19 protein-coding genes are annotated in these 19,490 nt (G+C 63.7%); 12 read left to right on the forward strand and 7 right to left on the reverse strand.

Annotation, left to right across the window (positions count from 1 at the left end; all coding sequences use genetic code 11):
- Positions 1-458: 458 nt before the first annotated feature.
- Complete coding sequence (locus LMA02_RS30125) at positions 459-2,699, forward strand: hybrid sensor histidine kinase/response regulator (RefSeq protein ID WP_228908682.1); 2,241 nt, start codon at positions 459-461, stop codon at positions 2,697-2,699.
- A gap of 45 nt (positions 2,700-2,744) precedes the next feature.
- Here LMA02_RS30125 and LMA02_RS30130 read toward each other — a convergent pair whose 3' ends face one another.
- Complete coding sequence (locus LMA02_RS30130) at positions 2,745-3,299, reverse strand: NADPH-dependent FMN reductase (RefSeq protein ID WP_228908683.1); 555 nt, start codon at positions 3,297-3,299, stop codon at positions 2,745-2,747.
- A 366-nt stretch (positions 3,300-3,665) separates the two neighbouring features.
- On the opposite strand from LMA02_RS30130, the gene LMA02_RS30135 reads away from it, so the two are divergent.
- Both LMA02_RS30135 and LMA02_RS30140 read left to right on the forward strand, forming a co-directional pair.
- A complete protein-coding gene (locus LMA02_RS30135; protein ID WP_006751665.1) occupies positions 3,666-4,262 on the forward strand; it encodes an RNA polymerase factor sigma-70 in 597 nt (198 codons plus the stop codon).
- Positions 4,243-4,482, forward strand: coding sequence for a zf-HC2 domain-containing protein (locus LMA02_RS30140; RefSeq protein WP_228908684.1), 240 nt, complete (start codon positions 4,243-4,245; stop codon positions 4,480-4,482). The genes LMA02_RS30135 and LMA02_RS30140 overlap by 20 nt, the downstream gene beginning before the upstream one ends.
- 26 nt (positions 4,483-4,508) lie before the next feature.
- Here the strand turns inward: LMA02_RS30140 and LMA02_RS30145 are convergent, their stop codons facing one another.
- Positions 4,509-4,754: a hypothetical protein gene (locus LMA02_RS30145; protein WP_228908685.1), complete on the reverse strand. Its 246-nt coding sequence runs from the start codon at positions 4,752-4,754 to the stop codon at positions 4,509-4,511.
- A 280-nt stretch (positions 4,755-5,034) separates the two neighbouring features.
- On the reverse strand, positions 5,035-5,391 hold the full coding sequence (arsC, locus tag LMA02_RS30150) for an arsenate reductase (glutaredoxin) (protein WP_175660153.1): 357 nt from the start codon (positions 5,389-5,391) through the stop codon (positions 5,035-5,037).
- Between the two features lie 138 nt (positions 5,392-5,529).
- Here arsC and LMA02_RS35345 point away from each other — a divergent pair, with 138 nt between their 5' ends.
- The 4 genes from LMA02_RS35345 to LMA02_RS30165 all read left to right on the forward strand — a co-directional run bounded on the left by LMA02_RS35345 (position 5,530) and on the right by LMA02_RS30165 (position 8,197).
- Positions 5,530-5,664, forward strand: a complete 135-nt coding sequence (locus LMA02_RS35345; protein ID WP_267478985.1) for a hypothetical protein — start codon at positions 5,530-5,532, stop codon at positions 5,662-5,664.
- 205 nt (positions 5,665-5,869) lie between these two features.
- Entirely contained in the window at positions 5,870-6,355 is a 486-nt protein-coding gene (locus LMA02_RS30155; RefSeq protein WP_228908686.1) for a hypothetical protein, read from the forward strand.
- Positions 6,356-6,449: 94 nt separating this feature from the next.
- Positions 6,450-7,112, forward strand: a complete 663-nt coding sequence (gene parA / locus LMA02_RS30160) for a ParA family partition ATPase (protein ID WP_006751663.1) — start codon at positions 6,450-6,452, stop codon at positions 7,110-7,112.
- Between the two features lie 23 nt (positions 7,113-7,135).
- The gene (locus LMA02_RS30165; protein WP_228908687.1) at positions 7,136-8,197 is read left to right on the forward strand and encodes a ParB/RepB/Spo0J family partition protein; all 1,062 of its coding nucleotides are present in this window, start codon (positions 7,136-7,138) and stop codon (positions 8,195-8,197) included.
- Between the two features lie 90 nt (positions 8,198-8,287).
- Here the strand turns inward: LMA02_RS30165 and LMA02_RS30170 are convergent, their stop codons facing one another.
- On the reverse strand, positions 8,288-9,652 hold the full coding sequence (locus LMA02_RS30170; protein WP_012365031.1) for a replication initiation protein: 1,365 nt from the start codon (positions 9,650-9,652) through the stop codon (positions 8,288-8,290).
- 1,823 nt (positions 9,653-11,475) lie between these two features.
- On the opposite strand from LMA02_RS30170, the gene LMA02_RS30175 reads away from it, so the two are divergent.
- On the forward strand, positions 11,476-12,657 hold the full coding sequence (locus tag LMA02_RS30175; RefSeq protein WP_228910030.1) for a DNA-binding protein: 1,182 nt from the start codon (positions 11,476-11,478) through the stop codon (positions 12,655-12,657).
- 139 nt (positions 12,658-12,796) lie between these two features.
- Here LMA02_RS30175 and LMA02_RS30180 read toward each other — a convergent pair whose 3' ends face one another.
- The 3 genes from LMA02_RS30180 to LMA02_RS30190 all read right to left on the reverse strand — a co-directional run bounded on the left by LMA02_RS30180 (position 12,797) and on the right by LMA02_RS30190 (position 15,031).
- The gene (locus LMA02_RS30180) at positions 12,797-13,810 is read right to left on the reverse strand and encodes a tyrosine-type recombinase/integrase (RefSeq protein WP_228908688.1); all 1,014 of its coding nucleotides are present in this window, start codon (positions 13,808-13,810) and stop codon (positions 12,797-12,799) included.
- 102 nt (positions 13,811-13,912) lie between these two features.
- Positions 13,913-14,290, reverse strand: coding sequence for a DUF2471 family protein (locus tag LMA02_RS30185; protein ID WP_228908689.1), 378 nt, complete (start codon positions 14,288-14,290; stop codon positions 13,913-13,915).
- 129 nt (positions 14,291-14,419) lie between these two features.
- Positions 14,420-15,031, reverse strand: coding sequence for a helix-turn-helix domain-containing protein (locus LMA02_RS30190; RefSeq protein ID WP_228908690.1), 612 nt, complete (start codon positions 15,029-15,031; stop codon positions 14,420-14,422).
- A 161-nt stretch (positions 15,032-15,192) separates the two neighbouring features.
- Between LMA02_RS30190 and LMA02_RS30195 the strand changes: the two genes are divergently transcribed.
- The 4 genes from LMA02_RS30195 to LMA02_RS30210 all read left to right on the forward strand — a co-directional run bounded on the left by LMA02_RS30195 (position 15,193) and on the right by LMA02_RS30210 (position 19,285).
- Positions 15,193-16,392: a glycine C-acetyltransferase gene (locus tag LMA02_RS30195; RefSeq protein WP_228908691.1), complete on the forward strand. Its 1,200-nt coding sequence runs from the start codon at positions 15,193-15,195 to the stop codon at positions 16,390-16,392.
- Between the two features lie 13 nt (positions 16,393-16,405).
- The gene (gene tdh / locus LMA02_RS30200; RefSeq protein WP_228908692.1) at positions 16,406-17,434 is read left to right on the forward strand and encodes an L-threonine 3-dehydrogenase; all 1,029 of its coding nucleotides are present in this window, start codon (positions 16,406-16,408) and stop codon (positions 17,432-17,434) included.
- Positions 17,435-18,135: 701 nt separating this feature from the next.
- Positions 18,136-18,792 (forward strand): TetR/AcrR family transcriptional regulator, encoded by a 657-nt coding sequence (locus tag LMA02_RS30205; RefSeq protein ID WP_228910031.1) that lies wholly within the window; start codon positions 18,136-18,138, stop codon positions 18,790-18,792.
- A 13-nt stretch (positions 18,793-18,805) separates the two neighbouring features.
- A complete protein-coding gene (locus LMA02_RS30210) occupies positions 18,806-19,285 on the forward strand; it encodes a DUF1348 family protein (RefSeq protein ID WP_228908693.1) in 480 nt (159 codons plus the stop codon).
- Positions 19,286-19,490 lie beyond the last annotated feature (205 nt).

The raw sequence follows: 19,490 nt of genomic DNA on the forward strand, positions 1-19,490 counted from the left end.
AGCGGTATTCGGAATGGTCTCTCTCGCGTTAACGACCGCGCGGCGCGCTTCTTGAGGCGCCATGCAATCAGGCGCTGGCAGCCACCGTGCGGCCGCGCGCGGGCGCCGCGCACGAGGCACGCGACACACCGCGCCGCAAACGCCGGCGGGCGCATATATCTGTCATAGGGAAAGCAAGGCGCGATTCTCTGAGTAAACCGGAGGCGGTGCAACTCGCCATATTCACCATTTCGAACAAAATCGATCCAATCCCCCGGTATTCCGAAAACAGGCGCGACCATTTTCGAGATAAGCACGCAAAATTTTTCTTTGTGTACGTTTGCGCTGCCGGATTCATAGCGTTTTCAATCTTTCGGTTTACCCCTGTCGGAATCACCAGGTTGCCCCACTGCGCCGGGTACGGCGGGCGGGCGCAACTCGTTTATGATTGAACACCGCAGCTTGACCCGCTTTCTTCAATGACGTCCAAACGTCCCGCCGACTCCCATCCGCCCGCCTCCACACCTGCCGACGACTGGCAGGATGGCGGCAGCTATTCGGCCGGCGCGCCCGAGCACGATTTCGCGGTCCGGCGCGTGACGCTGATCGTGCTGCTGGTCGCGGCGATCGTGCTGCCGTGCATCTACGTGTCGGTCATGGCGTACAACGACCTGAAGGCACGCGAAGCCGCGGCGAGTGACGTGACGATGCGCACCGTGCGGGTCGCCGAGGAGCATGCGCTCAAGGTGTTCGACCTCACCGAGACGCTCGATGCGCGCATCGTCGACCTCGTGCAGGACATGGACGACGTCGCCGTGCGCCGCCAGGAATCCGACATCCACGAAGCGCTGAACACGATCGGCGGCGGCTATCCGCAGGTGGCCGCGGTGTCGATCTTCGGCGCGAGCGGCATGTTGCTCGCGAACAGCCTCTACTATCCGGCGCCCTATGCGTCGATCGCGAACCGCGACGACTTCGCCGGCATTCGCGACGGCAAGGTCATCGAACATATCTCGCGGCTGATGATGGGGCCGCTCAAGCTCGAGAACATCCCCGTGTTCAACACGGGCGTCGCGCGACGGCATAGCGACGGCTCGTTCGCCGGGATGGTGTCGATCGCGCTGAAATCGTCGTACTTCAATTCGTTCTACCGCGAGCTCCTCGGCGGCGCGGCCACGCCGATGACGATGGCGCTCGCGCGCTCCGACGGCGCGGTGATCGCGTCGTATCCGCCGCCGCCGTCGCTCGCGCATACCGATCTCACGACCACGTTCGGCAACGAACGCAACGATCCGCGCGCGGGCATCGTACGCGTGCGCCACGGCGGCGCCAGCGAGATCGTCGCGTACCGCCAGGTCGGCAGCTATCCCGTGTACGTGACCTGCGCGTACCGCACGTCGGCGATCCGGCGCGAATGGTACGAACACCTGAGCGTGCTGTTCATCTCGATGTTCGCGCCGTCGATCGCGCTGTGGTCGGTGATCTGGCTGTCGCTGAAGCGGCTGAAGGCGGAAGAGGAGGCCTGGGATCGCTGGCAGGCGGAAGCGTCGATGCGGCGCTCGATCGAATCGGCGTACCGGCAGTCGCGCAAGATGCAGGCGCTCGGCAACCTGGTCGGCAGCGTCGCGCACGATTTCAACAACCTGCTGATGATCATCTCGAGCAACGTGCAGATCGCGCGGCGGCGCGGCGTCCAGCATCTCGACAAGGAACTCGGCGCGATCGAACGCGCGCTGAAGAACGGCCAGTCGCTCACGCGCCAGTTGCTCGGCGTCGCGCGCAAGCAGCCGCTGCACAACGAGACGATCGACATCGGCCAATGGGTCGGCACGTGCCGCGAACTGCTGAAGACGTCGCTCGGTTCGAAGTCGTCGCTGGTCGTCGCGATCGAACCGGGTGTGTGGCCGATCCGGGTCGATGTCGCCGAGCTCGAACTCGCGGTGATCAATCTCGCCGTCAACGCGCGCGACGCGATGACGATCGGCGGCCGCTTCACGGTCGGCGCGCGCAACGTGACGCTGCGCCGCGAGGACGGCTTTCCGCTGACCGGCGACTTCGTGCAGATCTCGCTCGACGATACGGGCTCGGGCATGGCGCCCGAGGTGCTCGCGCGCGCGTTCGAGCCACTGTTCACGACGAAGGCGCAGGGGATGGGAACCGGGCTCGGGCTGCCGCAGGTGTTCGCGTTCTGCGAGCGCTCGGGCGGCCTGGCGACGATCGACAGCGCGGTCGGCGCCGGGACGTCGGTGCGCCTCTACCTGCCGCGCGCACGCGTCGAGGACATCGTCGCGCGGCCGCCGGCCGTCGCGCACGACACGAGCGCGCTCGCGGGCCTGCACGTGCTGCTGGTCGAAGACAACAGCGAAGTCGCCGCCGGCACCGAAGCGCTGCTGACGCTGCTCGGGCACCGCGTGACCTATGCGCCCACCGCCGACGACGCGTTGCGCCTGATCGAGGGCGCGGCCGCGAACGACGCGTTCGACCTGGTCATCTCGGATATCCACATGCCGGGCCGCCTGAACGGCATCGATCTCGCCGAAGCGATCGACAAGCGGCCGGGGAAGCTGCCCGTGATCCTGGTCACGGGTTACGCGGAGGAACTCGACCGCACGCGCACCGTCAACGTGCGTGTGCTGTCGAAGCCGTTCGACATCGCGCTGCTCGACGAGATCCTGCTCGGCATCCGCGAAGCGCGCGATGCGCGCCACACCAACACCTGACCCGCGGCACGCGGGCCGGTGCCGGCAGCGCGAACGGTGCGGCGATCAGGCCGCCTTCAGCATGCGCACCCAGTCGACGTAGCGGTCGACGAAGCTCTGCAGGAACTTGCGGGTGTCCTCGCTGACGATCTGGCCCTGATCGTCGATGCGCGCCGGGTCGTGCTTGATGAACATTTCCGGCTGCGCGAGCGTCTTCACGTCGAGATACGCGAGCACGTTGCGCAGGTGCTGCTGCGCGAGCGCGGTGCCGGTCGCACCCGGCGACGTGCCGAGCACGGCACCCGGCTTGCCGGACCACGAGTTGTGCCCCCATGGGCGCGAGCCCCAGTCGATCGCGTTCTTCAGCACGCCCGGAATCGAGCGGTTGTACTCGGGCGTGACGAACAGCAGCGCGTCGGCCGCTTCGATCGACTCCTTGAAGCGCTTCGCGACTTCCGGAAAATCCGTGTCGTAGTCCTGGCTGTACAGCGGCAGCTCGCCGATCTCGACGAATTCGAACGAGAAATCGGCGGGGGCGAGCGAGATCACGGCGTGCGCGAGCGCGCGATTCCAGGAACCGCGACGCAGACTGCCGACGACGACGGCAACACGATAGGACATGACTTTCTCCTTCCGGTGAGTGAGAAATCGGATCGATTGATTCGAAACAGGCGACAAAGGTCTGTTTATAGGCAAGCCAGCCCGTGAACCGTCCCACGGGGCCGACCGGCCGACTTTCCACAAGGTTTTCCACAGAAATTGTGGATAACTCGACCGTTATGGTCTGATGTTACAAACCGCCCGCATCGCGATTTCGCGCCACGCGATGCAAGGTTCCGGCAAGCATAGCGCAGCGCGTCGGCCGGCTTCATGAAATCGTGACGGAACATGCGTTGCAGCACGGCGTTGCGCCCAGTAAGCTGCTCGCAACGCGCCCGCCCGGTGGCGCACGCGATTGCTTCCGCTTCGTAAGGCTCCCGACCCGCCATGCCGTCCGCGTACGACGATCCTCCCTATCTCACCCAACTGCGGCGCGACCTGCTGCGCTTCGCGCGACTCCAGCTGCGCGATGCCGATGCGGCCGAGGATGCCGTGCAGGAAGCGCTGACCGCCGCGTGGTCGCACGCGGGCGAGTTCGCGGGACGGTCCGCGCACAAGACCTGGGTGTTCGGGATCCTGCGCAACAAGCTGATCGACATCCTGCGCGCGCGGCAGCGGACGGTGAGCCTGTCCGCGCTCGATGCGGAGCTCGACGGCGAATCCGCGCTCGATCGCGAACTCTTCAAGGAAAACGGGCACTGGGCCGCGCATACGAAGCCGCGGCCGTGGCCGCGCCCCGAGACGCTATTGCAGCAACAGCAGTTCTGGACGCTGTTCCAGGTCTGCCTCGATCATCTTCCGGAACACATCGGGCGCGTGTTCATGATGCGCGAATTCCTCGATGTCGAGATCAACGACATCTGCACCGAACTGACATTGACGACGAACCATTGCAGCGTGCTGCTGTATCGGGCGCGCACGCGCCTGCGCACCTGCCTCAGCGAAAAAGGACTGACGACCGAAGATGCTGCCGGGGAAATGTAGGGATGTGACGCGACTGCTGTCGGATGCGCTCGACCGGTCCTTGACGCTGTATGAGCGCCTGCAGGTGCGCGTGCATCTGCCGGCTTGCGGCGGGTGCCGCGCGTATCGCGGGCAGATCGCGGTGCTGCGGACGGCGGCACAGGCGGCGGCGGGGCGGGGTGTGGGGGATGGGGCGGGTGACGATCGGGATGGGTCGTCGTCGGGAGATGGTCGGGGGTGAGTCGGCTGGGTCTGGGTCGTTTGCGGTCACGCGTTGCGACGGCTGCCCGGGGATGTTCTTGTCGACGTTGATGGGTTGACGCTCGGGTCGCTCGGGTCGCTCGGGTCGCTCGGGTCGCTCGGGTCGCTCGGGTCGCTCGGGTCGCTCGGGTCGCTCGGGTCGCTCGGGTCGCTCGGGTCGCTCGGGTCGCTCGGGTCGCTCGGGTCGCTCGGGTCGCTCGGGTCGCTCGGGTCGCTCGGGTCGCTCGGGTCGCTCGGGTCGCTCGCGGTCATCGAGTGCGGTGCCGGTGGCGGGAATGCACGCGAAGTCGCCGGCGGTGTGTGAATCCGGTGTGTGAATCCGGTGTGTGAATCCGGTGTGTGAATCCGGTGTGTGAATCCGGTGTGTGAATCCGGTGTGTGAATCCGGTGTGTGAATCCGGTGTGTGAATCCGGTGTGTCGATCCGGCTCGCTCGGTGATTGTCGCTGCGAGCCGCGGCACGAGAATTCGGTTGGTCAATCCGGCACGCTCGCGCCGGACTGACGCAATAAGAAAAATACGCCGAACAACAATTACTCGAACAGCACACGCACCGACTCGGGCGGCCGGCCGATGGCTGCCTTGCCTCGATACACGACGATCGGACGCTGCAGCAGAATCGGATGAGCGGCAATCGCTTCGTAGGCCTCCGCATCGGTCAGACTCCCGCGTGCCAGATCCAGCGTCTTGTACGGCTCCTCGCCATCGCGAAGCATGTCGCGCACCGGGCAACCAAGCTGACGATGCAGCGTTTCCAGTTCCTCGACCGTCGGCGGCGTCTTCAGATACTCGACGACATTCACCGGCGTGCCGGTGGTATTCAGCGCCTCGACCAGCGCGAGCGTCTCGCGGGACTTCGAGCAACGGGGGTTGTGATAGATCGTGATCATCATTCAGGCCAGGATGGGAGAGGCCCGTATTGTAGCCAGTCTGGTTGGGGGCGTTTCGGTGAGGTCTTGGCGCACGTGTGGGGGGGAATTGAATACTCGGGTGACGTGTGGGGGGTCGGTAGTGCCGCGGAGCCCGTGATGCCCGTGATGCCCGTGATGCCCGTGATGCCCGTGATGCCCGTGATGCCCGTGATGCCCGTGATGCCCGTGATGCCCGTGATGCCCGTGATGCCCGTGATGCCCGTGATGCCCGTGATGCGTTTATGCGCATAAAGTGCATTGCGCGGGGGCGATACCTGAGCCGTCTTTGCTGGCGAATAGCGGGGGGGAATGGCACGGCGCATCGCTATGGCGTACTGCACGCTACGACCCGGCGGACCGCCGTACGGTTTATCTGTCGCTGGGTTTATGCGCATAAAGTTGTCGCTTCCCGGGGCGGGGCGGTCCACTGATATCCGCAGCCGGCTCATGCACATCGATGCGTCGAGTAATCAGCACGGCGATCCGCGATGGTGTTCCGGTCATCGTCGTGTGGTCGACTTTTATGCCACGCGTAACGACGTGCGACCGCGAAAGGCTGCAGATCCTCGCGATGGTTTATGCGCATAAAGGCAGGCGAGAGAGTCAACGCGGTGTCGCTACACACGACGCGTATTCCGTCACCCCGAGCAGCGCAGAGTTCATCGTTCGGGCTCGCGCTCACACCGAGGACACCGACCCGGAGATGCTCTCCGGTACCGCGGAAGTTTATGCGCACAAACTCAGCCGCCATCTCGGCAGCGCCTTCCCTCAACAAGCGGAAGGGCAGGTCCTGATACATCTCAACGATCGGCATCTCGATGCGCGTCCCGAAACGTCAGCCTGCGCGAAGCTCGCTCCGCTCATCATCGACGCCCGGCAATCTTGCTTCTCGCCACTGCCGCCATCCGGCATCTCTCCTTCGTTTATGCGCATAAACCGATAGCCCGAATGGCCAATGCGTAGTTGGTGAACGACAATTTCATTGAAATATAAATATCGTCCTGTAGAATTCCAACGACCAAAAACAGGAGTGAAAATTGGCCGCGGAAATCATTGCAGTCACTCAACAAAAAGGTGGCGTCGGCAAAAGCACGATTGCCATGCATCTCGGCGCGGCATTCCATGAGAAAGGGAAGCGCGTCCTCGTCATCGACGCCGACGGTCAAAACACACTGATTCACTGGTCGAGCGCATCGGGTGACAGCGACGCCGGCATCCCTTTCCCGGTCGTCAACCTCGCTGAAGCTGGCGGCCAAATCCATCGCGAGATCAAGAAGTTCATCAACGACTACGACATCATCGTCGTCGATTGCCCGCCGTCGATCACCGAGAAGGTCTCCGGCGTCGTGCTGCTGGCCGCATCGATCGCCGTGATCCCGACTTCGTCGTCGCCGGCCGACTACTGGTCGAGCGTCGGGCTGGTCAAGCTGATCCAGCAGGCGCAGGTGATGAACGAAGATCTCCGTGCGGTCTTCCTGCTGAACAAGACGGAAGAGAAGCGCATGCTGACCCGCGAACTCAAGCGCGCGCTCGAGGAACTCGGCTTCCCGTTGTTGAAGACGCAAATCCCGACCCGGGAAGCGTACAAGCAAGCGATGGCGCTCGGTCAGACCGTGCTGCAGATGAACGACCGCGGCGCCAAGCTGGCCGCCGCGGAAATCCGCGCATGTGCCGACGAAATCGTCGCCATGCTGCCCTGACTTTATGCGCATAAAGGAGTCACATGAAACCTTCCCAATTTGCAAAAGGATTCCAAGCGCGCCCGGATATCACGACGAGCGAGAAGCGCACGGCGCTTGATCGGCTCAATGCCATCGACGGCATCGTCAAGTCCGAGACGGCCACGCCGGCCCCGACGAAGTCCGCCAAGAAGGACATCACGCCGCCGCCGGTTATGGAGGTCCTGCTCGATCCGTCTGTCGACGAGTCGCTGCAATATCGCGCGTGGCGGCTCGAGAATCGCTATGCGCCCGGCCAGGTGATCGAGCTGCCGCTGAAGGCAATCAAGCATAGCCCGTTCAACCCGCGGCACTTCTATCTGAAGTCGTCGATTGCCGAACTCGCGGTCAATCTCGCGAAGCAGGGGCAGCAGCAGGCGATCCACGTGATTCCGGACTACGACAATCCGGGCACGTATTTCGTCAGCGACGGCGGCCGTCGCGTCCGCGCGCTGAAGGAAGCGAACAAGGAGTCGGTGAAGGCGATCGTGATCGACGTGCCGATCGGGATTCAGAGCTACAAGCTCGGCTACGACCTGAACGTGCAACGCGATTCGCAGACGGTGTTCGACAACGCCGTCGTGTGGCGCCGCTTCCTCGACGACAAGCACTTCCAGAGTCAGAAGGAACTGTCCGAACATCTCGGCCTCGACGAGTCGACGGTCGCGGTTGCGCTGTCGATCGGCAAGCTGCCGGAAACCGTGATGCAGGAGATGGTCGCGCGCCCCGATCGCTTCGGTTCGAACATGGCGTATCAGGTCGGCCGTTATCACAATGCGCGCGGTACCGAGGCGACGCTGCGGCTGATCAACAAGATCGTGTCCGACGATCTCAGCACGCGCCAGGTATCGGACATCGTCAAGGGCCGCGTCGCGGCGCAGGAGACGCCGAAGCCGGCGGGCCGCCAGCGCTATGCGCAGCGTCTCGAGATCAAGCTTGGCGGCAAGTCAGTCGGCGACCTGAAGTCGTATGGCGAAGACCGCATCGAACTGCGCCTGCGCGGCCTCCCGAAGGACAAGCGCGACGCGATCCTCGAGCAGCTCGAGCGGATGCTGTTGTCGGAGTGAGGGAAACGGCCGGCAGGGCCTGGCGATGCGCCGGGCCCGCCGGTTGGGCGGGTGCCCGGCGGCGGCCCGTCAGAGGGGCCTGAACGGGCCTCAGGCGGCCCGCGATTGATTCAGGGTGAACGACAGCAGGTCCCCGTCGGTCGGCTCGCCCCAGGTCTTCTGGGCCAGCCAGTCGAAAAACGCCGTCTCGGCGAGCTTCGAATCGAGACCGCGCTTGCGCCAGTCGTCACGCAGGTGCGAGCCCATCGTCGGCAACACTTCCGACTCGAACGACTCGCGCGCCACTTCGCGCTCCGCGTCGCCCTGCTCCTCGTACAGCACCTTCGCTTCCTTGCGGCGGAACGCCGAGAATTCGCTCAACAGGCGCGCCTTCAGATCATCCGGCTGCGCCGCGACGGCTTTCGCGGCGGGCATGCCGGAAGGCAGCGTGTCGACGGACTCGACCGGCGGCGCATAACCCTTCTTCAGCGCATCCTTGAACAACGCGGGTGCACTGCGCACCGGCGGCAGCGTCGTGCTGCGCATCCGCTGTTCGGTCATCTGCAGCGCGGCGCGAATCCGGTTTTCCTCGCTATCCGCGTAGAGCGTCTGCGCTTCCTTGAGCGGAATCCCGAGCTTCACCATCCGGTCGACCAGCGTGCTGTCGAACACGTTCGGATGCTCGTCGAGCGCGAGCATCGGCTGCTTGCGCTCGGTCACGCGGAACTGGATTTCCGCGACCCGCCGCCCTTCGCGATGCTCGATCAGCTCGACGAAGATGTTGGTCACCGCATTGACCTCGGCGATCGCCGGACGCAGATAGTCGCGCTTGAAGTACTTGTACTCGCGCTTCGCCTCGTCGCCGGCCTCCGTATCGGGGGTACCCGATAGGATCGGCCGCCACCATTCCCACGGCTCGCGCATCGTCAGGTGGCTCGGGTTCGTCAGGTAGCGCACGCAGATCTCGTAGAGCGCGAGACCGGCGCTGCTGCGCAGCTGGCTCTGGAACTGCAGGCTCAGACGCGCGTACTGGACCGGGTCGAGCAGCTTCTTCTTGATCTTCGGTGCGAACGAGAATTCGACCCACACGCGGCGGGTGGCCGGATCCTCGAGAATTTCGGCATCGGCGATCAGCGTCGAGATCCCCCACTTGCGGCCCGGCTTCTGGCTCGACGTCCCCGTGCTCCATTCGACCTGAACCGACACCATGCGGCGCAGGTGTTCCTTCACCAGTGCGGTGTCGTTCGAATCGAAGGCGGAGTTGGCGACGATATCCGACAGCAGCGCGCGGTAGGTGTCGCCCGAGTCGTCGGCCTGCTGCGCGACGGCGAGCAGGACGTTGAACAGCTTGCGGGTCAGGAGGGTGATCTTGCCGCTTTTCGGCTGAATTGCGATCGCCTCGACGGCCTTACGCAATTCGGCTGAACTGGCACTCACCACATCCACATCGGTTTTCTTGGCGCGCTTCGTGGCCATGCGTCGGGTCGGAGGGAGAAGTTTCACGGAAGGATAGCGCCTGTGGTGATGTGCGTCCAGAACGACATGCTCACCATAGCCGGTGAAGTGCGTGCACAAACCGGCACTCACCCCAGCCCTCTCCCGAAAACCCTCACCGGTCCGGATTTACAGCGTTTCTGACTCGTCCAGACGTGTCGCGGGATGCGCGGATTCACAGATTTTTGCCTGTGCTCGACACGTGCGAAACTTGCTCCCGTATCGGCTCACCTTTCGATTTGTCGTAATTTTACGACTGCGCGTCCGGGTCCTCGTCACAGGGTCGCTACTGGGTGTGACGAAGGCGGGCGGATGGACCCGCACCGGCCTGTATGCATGTACAGGCTTGGCTGACCGGGAGACCACGATTCGCTCCCGAATCCGGAAATCCGCGCCAAAAAGGCGCTCCGCGACGTCGATCGAAGCCGTTTCACAGGCCCGGGCGCGCATTGTACAGCGCACAGAAACCGTTCGGTCCCGAAAATTCTCACCTCACCAGCTCGGAATTCTGTGACCGGGACGCCAAGGAATCCCCGACACACGCGGGATCAGCCGCGAGGACCTCCCGAAAAGCCTCACCTTATTGAAAAAAGCGGCGCTCCAGCGGATGCGAAAGCAGCTCCCGAAAAACCTCACCGTAACCGCGGCGGTATCAAAAATCTCAATGGCATCCGATACTTATGTGCGGCAGGCGTTCCGCTGTGCCCAGCGATCACCCCCCGAAAAACCTCACCTTTCGGGCATCCGGGCGAATGCGACAGCTGCGTGTCGACTCCTGAAAATTCTCACCTGTGCCAAAAAGTGGCACAGCAAAAATCAGATTTCGGCCAGTCCCGGCGGGCTTTTCAGCGAATTCGCCCTGTGATGGCCCCCGAAAAGCCTCACCTTTGCCCACTTTTTAAGCAAATAGCGCTCCCGAAAATGCTCACCCATATAGCGCACGACAGCCTGTGATTGATGCCCCGAAAAAGCTCACCTCAACGGGTTCCGTCCAGGAAAACCCGGGTTTCACTCCCGAAAAGCCTCACCTTTGGGCCTTCACAGGCTCCACAGGGCACCTTTGCGGTGCAAAATGACGGTCGTTTCCCGGAAACCCTCACAGCAAATCCCTGTGGCGTCCCGTGAAACCTCACCTTTCACGAAAATTGCCCAAAAGATGGGCAGAATGAGGGCGCGAAGAAGGTCCTGCAAATTCTCACCTGTGTCTGCACAGGCAGAAAACTGTGCGCTCAGGCACAGCGCGGGTTCTGCGGCTGTGTGGCCCCGAAAAACCTCACCTTTGGGAAATCTCGTGTTTCACTGTGATCCCGAATCCGCTCACGACCTTTCCTGCATCGGCTCACGCAGCTCCCTGAACCCCATCACTTCAGCTCCCGCAGAACATCACCTTGGTTCCCGTAAAACTTCACCTTGTCGGCCGGAAAGCCTTGGTACATAAGGCTGTGCCGTGGCGTTAACGTTTTTAACTAAGGGTTCAAGGGTGTTTACTTCTAATACTCTCAAGACATCGGCCGCCGAGTTTTCCACAGAGACCCCAAACCCTGAACACCGACGGGCTACGATGACGCTCGGCATGTGAAACAAATGCACTTTTTCGGGGTCTGCTCCAAAACGCTTTCAGTACAAGGACTTGGCTCGTTTTCTTCGCTTTGTTTCACGGAATTGGAGAGCTGCTTCGACCGAATCGGCTCACAGCCCCGATTTCTGTGCACAGCGACGTAAATTCGCTACGATCGACCAAAACAAGTATCAAAAAATACGTATTTCGTTATGATCGCAATATCTCAATGTCCGTGAGCCTTGTCATGACGCTGGATGAAATGCGTGAAGCCATTCGGGAAGAACTGGAATCGCTCCGCGCGAGCGGCGCACGCCGCCAGGAGTTGTCGCTGCATGCGTGCAAGCGCCTGTTCTTCGATCTTGGCATCCGGCCGTCGGCCGCCAACGTCCGTGATCTGACCCAGACCGGCAGTGCCAGCGACATTCCGAAGGACATCGACCATTTCTGGGAACGGATCCGTTCCGCGTCGAAAGTCCGGCTCGACGGCGCGGCGATTCCGAAAGCGGTCGAGGAAAAGGCCGGCGCATTGCTCGGCGCACTATATGAAGAAGCATTGAAGGCGGCGAGGGAAAGCCTCGACGTCGACCGCGAACAGATTCGCGCCGGCGTGAGCGATGCGGAACAGCGGCTGCGCGACGCCGCTGTTCGCCAGGAAACACTCGAAGGCGCGCTGACGCGTAGTGAAACCCGCAACGACCAGCTGCAGGCGCGCGTGACCGAGCTCGAAGTGCAGCTAGCCTCGCAATCGACGCACGGTTCGGCAAACGAAGCGACGCTGCTCACCACGATCGCCCGACTCGAAAAGGAACTGGCCGCGATGGCCGCCCGCGTCGACGCCGAACAGACGCAGAACGCCGCGCTGCGCGACCGCATCGATACGCTGCAAGCAGAATTGCAGCAGCGCACCGAACACTATGCGCAGCAGATCAAGGATGCGGTGGCCGAAGCCGAGCGGCGCGTCAAACCGATGCTGGTCGAGCTGGACTCGCTGCGCAGCATGGCGTCGACCTACCAGAGCGGTTTGCGCGACGTGCAGCGCAAGGAATTCGATTTCCTTCAGCAATTGAGTTCGGCCAAGGCCCGTGCCGACCGGCTCGAGGAGCAGTTGCGCAGCCAGGGCGATGAACTGGAACGCGCGACGCGCGACGCGAATATGCTGCGTGCGAGCCAAGGGATGAATCCGGAAATTGCCGCGCTGATCCGGCGCTTGGCCGCTGCGGGTCAACTGGATGCGGACGCGTATGCCGCGATCGGTACGTCGCTGGACCACGAAGTTCCGGTGCCGAGCCAGTGCCCGCATTGCGACGGTGAACCGGAACTGGCGCAAGGCGACGACGGGTTCGAAGTATCGTGCCCCGAATGCGAACATGCGTCGGGGCCGTGGCCTTCCCGATTCGAAGCGATCGCGCGTTTTGCACGCGACTGATGCGTCAGCCGGCACAGCGATCGCACAGGTGAGGTAATCCGGGACGCGTGAGGTGAGGTTTTTCGGGAGCTGTGAAACGGTGAGGCTACGCCGCACAAGGCTGCTCACGGATCATGTCGCGTGAGCAGCCGGCTCGGCATTAGTGAGTTTCGTCGTGGTCGGACGCGTCACCATTCACGAGATCATCGCGCCAGTTTTTCCACGCGCGATGCAGGCGGTTCGACGAGATCGGCCGCATGAAGCCGAGCCATTTGCCGACCCGCTCGGGCGGCACGTCGTGTTCGAACAGTTCGGCCGCATACGTGTTGCGCAGCGTTTGCGGACTCGCGCGCGCGGTGCGCGACGACGTGAGCCCCGCCGATTCGACGATCGCATCGATCGCGCGCAGCATCGTCGCCTTGTGCATCGGCCGCCCGGCGTGCGACGCCGGAAACACGAGCTCGCCGGGAATCTCCTGACGCTTGCGCTCCACGAGCCACGCTTCGAGCAACGCGATCGCGAACGACGCCAGATGGGTTTCGCGCGCGAAATCCGGATGCGTCGACGGGATCTGCAGCGACGTTCCGCTCGTGTTGATGCAACTAATGGTGAGCGCACGTGCTTCGCCGGTCTTCACGCCGGCACCGAGAAACGCAGCGACGAGCGCGCGGTCGCGCCGCTCTTTCCAGTAGGCGGAGCCCGATACGCCGATCGGCGAAAACAGGTAGGCCAGCAACTTCGCGCGTTCGGCCGGCGTCAGGAAACCGGTCGGCTCGTTGTCGCGTGCCTGGCGCCAGTTCGCTTCGCCATCCTGAGCAATGAAGCGCGCCGGGTTGGTGGACGCGAGCTCGGTGCGCCGGATGTGGTCGAGCACGCGCTCGATCAGCCGCAGGTAGCGCATCCGCTGCGTTTTCCGGATAGGCAGCTCGCCGACGAAGTTCGCGATCGACGCGGTATCGACCGTCGCCAGGTTTTTCTGGTGTGCACGCAGCCACGTGAGAAAGGCACCCCATTGTGCGCGATAGACGTCGGCTGACGAACGGCGGTAGTCCTGCATGGCAAGCCATGCGTCGAATGCGGTTTCGGGCGACAGGATCCAGTCGGATGCGCCGCGGTCGAACAGATCCTTTTCTTCCGGGCGTGCTGGGGTGTCGGAAGGCGTGGGAAGGGACATGTTATTTATTCCGTTAGTTGCGTATATGGTAGCCCTTTGCGCAACATCGCGGGCAGCAGGATGCAGAAGCCGGCCGCCGTGTCGGACGATCCGGGCGGGGCGTCAGTCGCCCCATGCCTTGGACGGACGTTGAACGCGCTCGTGGGGCGCGGCTTCCTGCGACCGCGCCGCGGCTTCATATGCGAGGACCGCGAACGAGAAGACGGCGGGCAGCGCATTCGACCGGCCGAAGTCGATCGGATCGTCCGTTTCGGGAAAGGTCATGTCCGACGGCCGTTCGAACAGTTGACGCATGCCGGCGTCGTGCCGGCTGGCAAAGCCGAGATCGGCGAGCGCCTCGGCTTCGATGGCGTGCAGCAGGCGCCACGACAGCGGGACGCGCTGACGGATGTAGCGCGCGGCTATATGGCGGACGATCAGCTCGAGGTCGCGCGCGGCAGCCTTGAAGCTGAGCGCGGCCAAATCTTGTTCTTCTGTCATCGCAGGCTCCTGTCGACCGGCGCGGGCGCCTCGGTGCGCCGACCCCGGCCATGCATGGCGGAATGTCCGTATACTGTACAAACATACAGTGTTTTCCGCAACTGGCCTTTCGGCCAGCTATCCGCATTTTCAGCGATGAATCACGATCAGTAATGCGCGCGCCTCGGCCTTGCCGGGGTTGCGGATCGCATGCGGCGTGTCGGCCGCGTAGCGTGCGGTGTCCCCCGACTTCAGGCGCCGGCTCGCGGCCGCGGCTTCGATTTCCATCGCGCCCTGCAGCACGGTGAGGTGCTCGCGCGTGCCGGGTTCGTGCGCATTCGACACGAGCGCGCCGCCGCCCGGCAGCGTCAGTTCGTACCACTCGAACTTGCCGGCCAGGTCGATCGGGCCCCATACGCGCAACTGATAGCGGCCGTCGTGACCGGCGAGCGTCGGAATGTCGTGCGGGCCGTCCACGCGGATCGTCTCCGCCGCCTTCGGTTGCGAGAACAGTTCGTCGAGCGTGATGCCGAGCGCGTTGGTGAGCCGCCACGCTACCGCGATCGTCGGATTGGCCTTGTCGCGCTCGATCTCGGAGAGCATCGACTTCGATACGCCGGCCGCGCGCGACAGGTCGTCGAGCGTCAGCTTGCGCTCGTTGCGCAGGCGCTGGATTTGCTCGCCGACTCGCGGCGGCGTCACGCCCGGCGACTGCGGTGCGGCGGCGGCAGGCGTGCGCCGCGACGCGGAGGAACTTGCCATTTGGTTTCCGTTCGCTTAGAGTTGTTCGGTATTTCGAATTCTAGTTCGGAATATTGGATAAATGCGGTCAACCGAACGACCGACTATAACAGTAGCAGGCCGTTGCGCCTCCGCCACGAGCGGGGCACTGCGGAATGCGAATCCCTGTCAGGAGCTTTGCGATGCGTGATGCCTTTCTCGCCCAGGTGCGCGGGACGCTCGACCAGATCCGCGCGGACGGTTTTTACAAGACCGAGCGCGAGATCGCGAGTCCCCAGGCGGCGGCCGTGCGGCTTGCCGGCGGTGCCGGCGTGCTGAATTTCTGCGCGAACAACTATCTGGGCCTGGCGAACGATCCGCGCCTGATCGCCGCGGCGCAGGCCGGTCTCGACCAGGACGGCTTCGGCATGGCATCGGTGCGCTTCATCTGCGGCACGCAAACCGTGCACAAGCAGCTCGAAAGCGCGCTGGCGTCGTTTCTCGGCACCGAGGACAGCATCCTCTATTCGAGCTGCTTCGATGCGAACGGCGGCCTGTTCGAGACGCTGCTCGACGAGAACGACGCGGTGATCAGCGACGAGCTGAACCATGCGAGCATCATCGACGGCATCCGCCTCTGCAAGGCGAAGCGTTTCCGTTACAAGAACAATGACCTGTCGGACCTCGAGGCGAAGCTGAAGGAAGCCGACGCAGCGGGCGCGCGTCACAAGCTGATCGCGACCGACGGCGTGTTCTCGATGGACGGCATCATCGCCGACCTGAAAGGCATCTGCGACCTCGCCGATCGTTATGGCGCACTCGTGATGGTCGACGACTCGCACGCGGTCGGCTTCATCGGCGCGCACGGCCGCGGCACGCCCGAGCACTGCGGCGTCGACGGTCGCGTCGACATCATCACCGGCACGCTCGGCAAGGCGCTGGGCGGCGCATCGGGCGGCTATGTCGCCGCGCGTCGCGAGGTGATCGAGCTGCTGCGCCAGCGTTCGCGCCCGTACCTGTTCTCGAACACGCTGACGCCGAGCATCGCCGCGGCATCGCTGAAGGTGCTGGAGCTGCTCGGCAGCGACGAAGGCGCGAAGTTGCGCGAGCGCGTGCGCGAGAACGGCGTGCGGTTCCGCGAGCAGATGACCGCCGCGGGTTTCACGCTCGTGCCGGGCGCGCATCCGATCATCCCGGTGATGCTCGGCGACGCGCAGCTCGCGACGAACATGGCCGACAAGTTGCTCGCCGAAGGCGTCTATGTGATCGGCTTCTCGTTCCCGGTCGTGCCGCGCGGTCGCGCGCGCATCCGCACGCAGATGAGCGCCGCGCATACCCCCGAACAGATCAATCAGACGGTCGCCGCGTTCGTGCGCGTCGGCAAGTCGCTCGGCATCATCTGACGGAGGCGCGACCATGAAAGCACTGGCAAAGCTCGAACGCGGCCCGGGCCTCACGCTCACCCGCGTGAAGCGCCCCGAAGTCGGACACAACGACGTGCTGATCAAGATTCGCCGCACGGCGATCTGCGGCACCGACATCCATATCTGGAAGTGGGACGACTGGGCGCAGAAAACGATTCCCGTGCCGATGCACGTCGGTCACGAATACGTCGGCGAGATCGTCGAGATGGGACAGGAAGTGCGCGGCTTCGCGATCGGCGATCGCGTGTCCGGCGAAGGCCACATCACGTGCGGTTTCTGCCGCAACTGTCGCGCGGGGCGCCGGCATCTGTGCCGCAACACCGTCGGCGTCGGCGTGAATCGCGAGGGCGCGTTCGCCGAGTATCTGGCGATTCCCGCGTTCAACGCGTTCAAGATCCCGCCCGAGATTTCCGACGATCTCGCGTCGATCTTCGATCCGTTCGGCAACGCGACGCACACGGCGCTGTCGTTCAATCTCGTCGGCGAGGACGTGCTGATCACCGGCGCGGGCCCGATCGGCGTCATGGCCGTCGCGATCGCGAAGCATGTCGGCGCACGCAACGTCGTGATCACCGACATCAACGACTATCGGCTCGAACTCGCGCGCAAGATGGGTGCGACGCGCGCGGTCAACGTCGCGCGCGAGTCGCTGCGCGACGTGATGGCCGACCTGCGCATGACGGAAGGCTTCGACGTCGGCCTCGAGATGTCGGGCGTGCCGAGCGCGTTCACGAGCATGCTCGAGGCGATGAATCACGGCGGCAAGGTCGCGCTGCTCGGCATTCCGCCCGCACAGACGGCGATCGACTGGAACCAGGTGATCTTCAAAGGGCTCGAGATCAAGGGCATCTACGGTCGCGAGATGTTCGAGACCTGGTACAAGATGGTCGCGATGCTCCAAAGCGGTCTCGATCTGTCGCCGATCATCACGCATCACTTTGCGGCCGACGATTACGAGAAAGGCTTCGCCGCGATGCTGTCCGGTGAAAGCGGCAAGGTGATTCTCGACTGGACGGTCTGAGTGCCGGTGGGGCAGCGCGGCGCGTTTGCCGGCTGCCCCGCGCGTGTCGGCACGAGCGTTTGCGGGGCCGTTCGGCTTCGACAAACGCGTAAGGTGAGATTATTCGGGAGCTGTGCTCGCGTGCCGAATGGCGGCTCGATCGCGCTTTGATGGCGCGTTTGGGCGCGTAATGCCGCGGGTGGCACGCACCTTCTCGTTTGCGAAACGAGGGCGATCACGCGTCGATTCCGCTGGACGCATCGGTGACATGCAATCGCGCATGCACCTCACCCATCGAGGCCGCACGCTCGTCCCTTCTGTCGCGTCGTCTGGCGCGCATCTTTCTTCCTGCCCTTCCGTTTTCGCTTGCCGCGCTTGAATAGCGAGCCCCAGCCGCATCATCCGCTTGCGACGGTTTTGCTTTGTTCCCGCCGCGGCACATCGGCAGCACATCACCACGCAGCGCAATCACACCGCAGCCTCGATGCGTGAGGCGATCAATGACATGCGAACTCACCCGTCAGGCTGCCGGGCGACATCGATCGGTGCGCTGCCCGCTATTTGATCCCCTCACCGTTCAACCATCGCGATTCGAACCGCGGACTCGACACGACGAACCACCGCCGCCAGCGATCGAAACCAGGCCGCGTCCGGCCCTCCCGCCGACAGGGCCATTTCGCACGGGTGTTGACGCAGGAGAACGATCGTTCTGCCGTAAACCCATGAACACACATGATGACCTCTCCGGCGAACCGGCCGTTCGCGACCGGTTGCTCGACGCGGCCGAAGCGCTGATCTACTCGGGCGGCATCCACGCCACGGGTGTCGACGCGATCGTGAAGCGGTCCGGCGCCGCGCGAAAGAGCTTTTATTCGCATTTCGAATCGAAGGAGGCGCTGGTCGTCGCCGCGCTCGAGCGCCGTGACGAACGCTGGATGCGCTGGTTCGTCGATGCCACGCTCTCGCGCGGCAAGTCCCCGCGCGCGCACTTGCTCGGCATGTTCGATGTGCTGCGCGACTGGTTTGCGCAACCCGATTTTCACGGCTGCGCGTTCCTGAACGTATCCGGCGAGATTGCCGACGCCGACGATCCCGTGCGCGTCGTCGCGCGTATGCACAAGGCGCGCCTGCTGGCGTTCGTGCGCGAGCGTTTCGATGCGTACGCCGACGAAGCCGAGATCGAGCGTCGCGGGCTGGCCCGCCTCGCGCGTCAATGGCTGGTGCTGATCGACGGGGCGATCGGCGTGGCGCTCGTCAGTGGCGATGCGACCGCCGCGCGCGATGCGCGCGCAACGGCAGAACTCTTGCTCGATACGGTGTCTCGAGCGTCGAAGTGGTGCATCCCAACCGGTTGCGTTCGTGCGCAGCCAGAACCTTGAACAGGAGCATTCCATGTCCGCTTCCCCCGAAGTTCGTCCCCCGGTTCCGCCGTTCACGCTCGACACGGCGTGCCAGAAAGTGCGCGCCGCCGAAGATGCGTGGAACACGCGCGACCCGCAGCGCGTCTCGCTCGCCTATACGCCCCAGAGCCAGTGGCGCAATCGCGCGGAGTTCGTGACGGGCCGCGACGAGATCGTCGGCCTGCTGCAGCGGAAATGGACGCGCGAGCTCGACTATCGGTTGATCAAGGAGCTGTGGGCGTTCGGCGGCAATCGCATTGCGGTGCGTTTCGCATACGAATGGCATGACGACGCGGGTAACTGGTTCCGCTCATACGGGAACGAGAACTGGGAGTTCGACGAAAACGGATTGATGGCGCATCGCCACGCGAGCATCAACGACCTGCCGATTCGTGAAGCGGATCGCCTGTACCACTGGCCGCTCGGCCGCCGGCCGGACGATCATCCGAGCCTGTCCGATCTCGGGCTGTGACGCAGCATGATGACGACGCGTGGACGCGCTCGATCGTGCATCGAGCGCGTCACCTGTGCTCAATGGTGAGGAAATACGGGAGCTGCGTGTTGAGGTGAGTGTTTACGGGAGATGGAGCATTTTGTGCGGAACGGTGTGATTCTTCACGCTCTGCATCTCACCGATCAATCGTCGCAGGAAACGGCGCGAATGCGCTGACGGAAGT

Source organism: Burkholderia sp. B21-005, assembly GCF_020843965.1.
GTDB classification, from domain to species: Bacteria; Pseudomonadota; Gammaproteobacteria; order Burkholderiales; family Burkholderiaceae; genus Burkholderia; species Burkholderia ambifaria.

Bases quoted from the DNA above. Each gene is read 5' to 3' on its own strand.
- LMA02_RS30135 (WP_006751665.1), top strand. From the start codon at position 3,666: ATGCCGTCCGCGTACGACGATCCTCCCTATCTCACCCAACTGCGGCGC.
- LMA02_RS30170 (WP_012365031.1), bottom strand. From the start codon at position 9,652: ATGGCCACGAAGCGCGCCAAGAAAACCGATGTGGATGTGGTGAGTGCC.
- LMA02_RS30185 (WP_228908689.1), bottom strand. From the start codon at position 14,290: ATGACAGAAGAACAAGATTTGGCCGCGCTCAGCTTCAAGGCTGCCGCG.
- LMA02_RS30155 (WP_228908686.1), top strand. From the start codon at position 5,870: ATGCGTCGAGTAATCAGCACGGCGATCCGCGATGGTGTTCCGGTCATC.
- LMA02_RS30210 (WP_228908693.1), top strand. From the start codon at position 18,806: ATGTCCGCTTCCCCCGAAGTTCGTCCCCCGGTTCCGCCGTTCACGCTC.
- arsC (WP_175660153.1), bottom strand. From the start codon at position 5,391: ATGATCACGATCTATCACAACCCCCGTTGCTCGAAGTCCCGCGAGACG.
- LMA02_RS35345 (WP_267478985.1), top strand. From the start codon at position 5,530: ATGCCCGTGATGCCCGTGATGCCCGTGATGCCCGTGATGCCCGTGATG.
- tdh (WP_228908692.1), top strand. From the start codon at position 16,406: ATGAAAGCACTGGCAAAGCTCGAACGCGGCCCGGGCCTCACGCTCACC.
- LMA02_RS30195 (WP_228908691.1), top strand. From the start codon at position 15,193: ATGCGTGATGCCTTTCTCGCCCAGGTGCGCGGGACGCTCGACCAGATC.
- LMA02_RS30140 (WP_228908684.1), top strand. From the start codon at position 4,243: ATGCTGCCGGGGAAATGTAGGGATGTGACGCGACTGCTGTCGGATGCG.
- LMA02_RS30205 (WP_228910031.1), top strand. From the start codon at position 18,136: ATGAACACACATGATGACCTCTCCGGCGAACCGGCCGTTCGCGACCGG.
- LMA02_RS30190 (WP_228908690.1), bottom strand. From the start codon at position 15,031: ATGGCAAGTTCCTCCGCGTCGCGGCGCACGCCTGCCGCCGCCGCACCG.
- LMA02_RS30165 (WP_228908687.1), top strand. From the start codon at position 7,136: ATGAAACCTTCCCAATTTGCAAAAGGATTCCAAGCGCGCCCGGATATC.
- LMA02_RS30130 (WP_228908683.1), bottom strand. From the start codon at position 3,299: ATGTCCTATCGTGTTGCCGTCGTCGTCGGCAGTCTGCGTCGCGGTTCC.
- LMA02_RS30175 (WP_228910030.1), top strand. From the start codon at position 11,476: ATGACGCTGGATGAAATGCGTGAAGCCATTCGGGAAGAACTGGAATCG.
- LMA02_RS30125 (WP_228908682.1), top strand. From the start codon at position 459: ATGACGTCCAAACGTCCCGCCGACTCCCATCCGCCCGCCTCCACACCT.
- LMA02_RS30145 (WP_228908685.1), bottom strand. From the start codon at position 4,754: ATGACCGCGAGCGACCCGAGCGACCCGAGCGACCCGAGCGACCCGAGC.
- LMA02_RS30180 (WP_228908688.1), bottom strand. From the start codon at position 13,810: ATGTCCCTTCCCACGCCTTCCGACACCCCAGCACGCCCGGAAGAAAAG.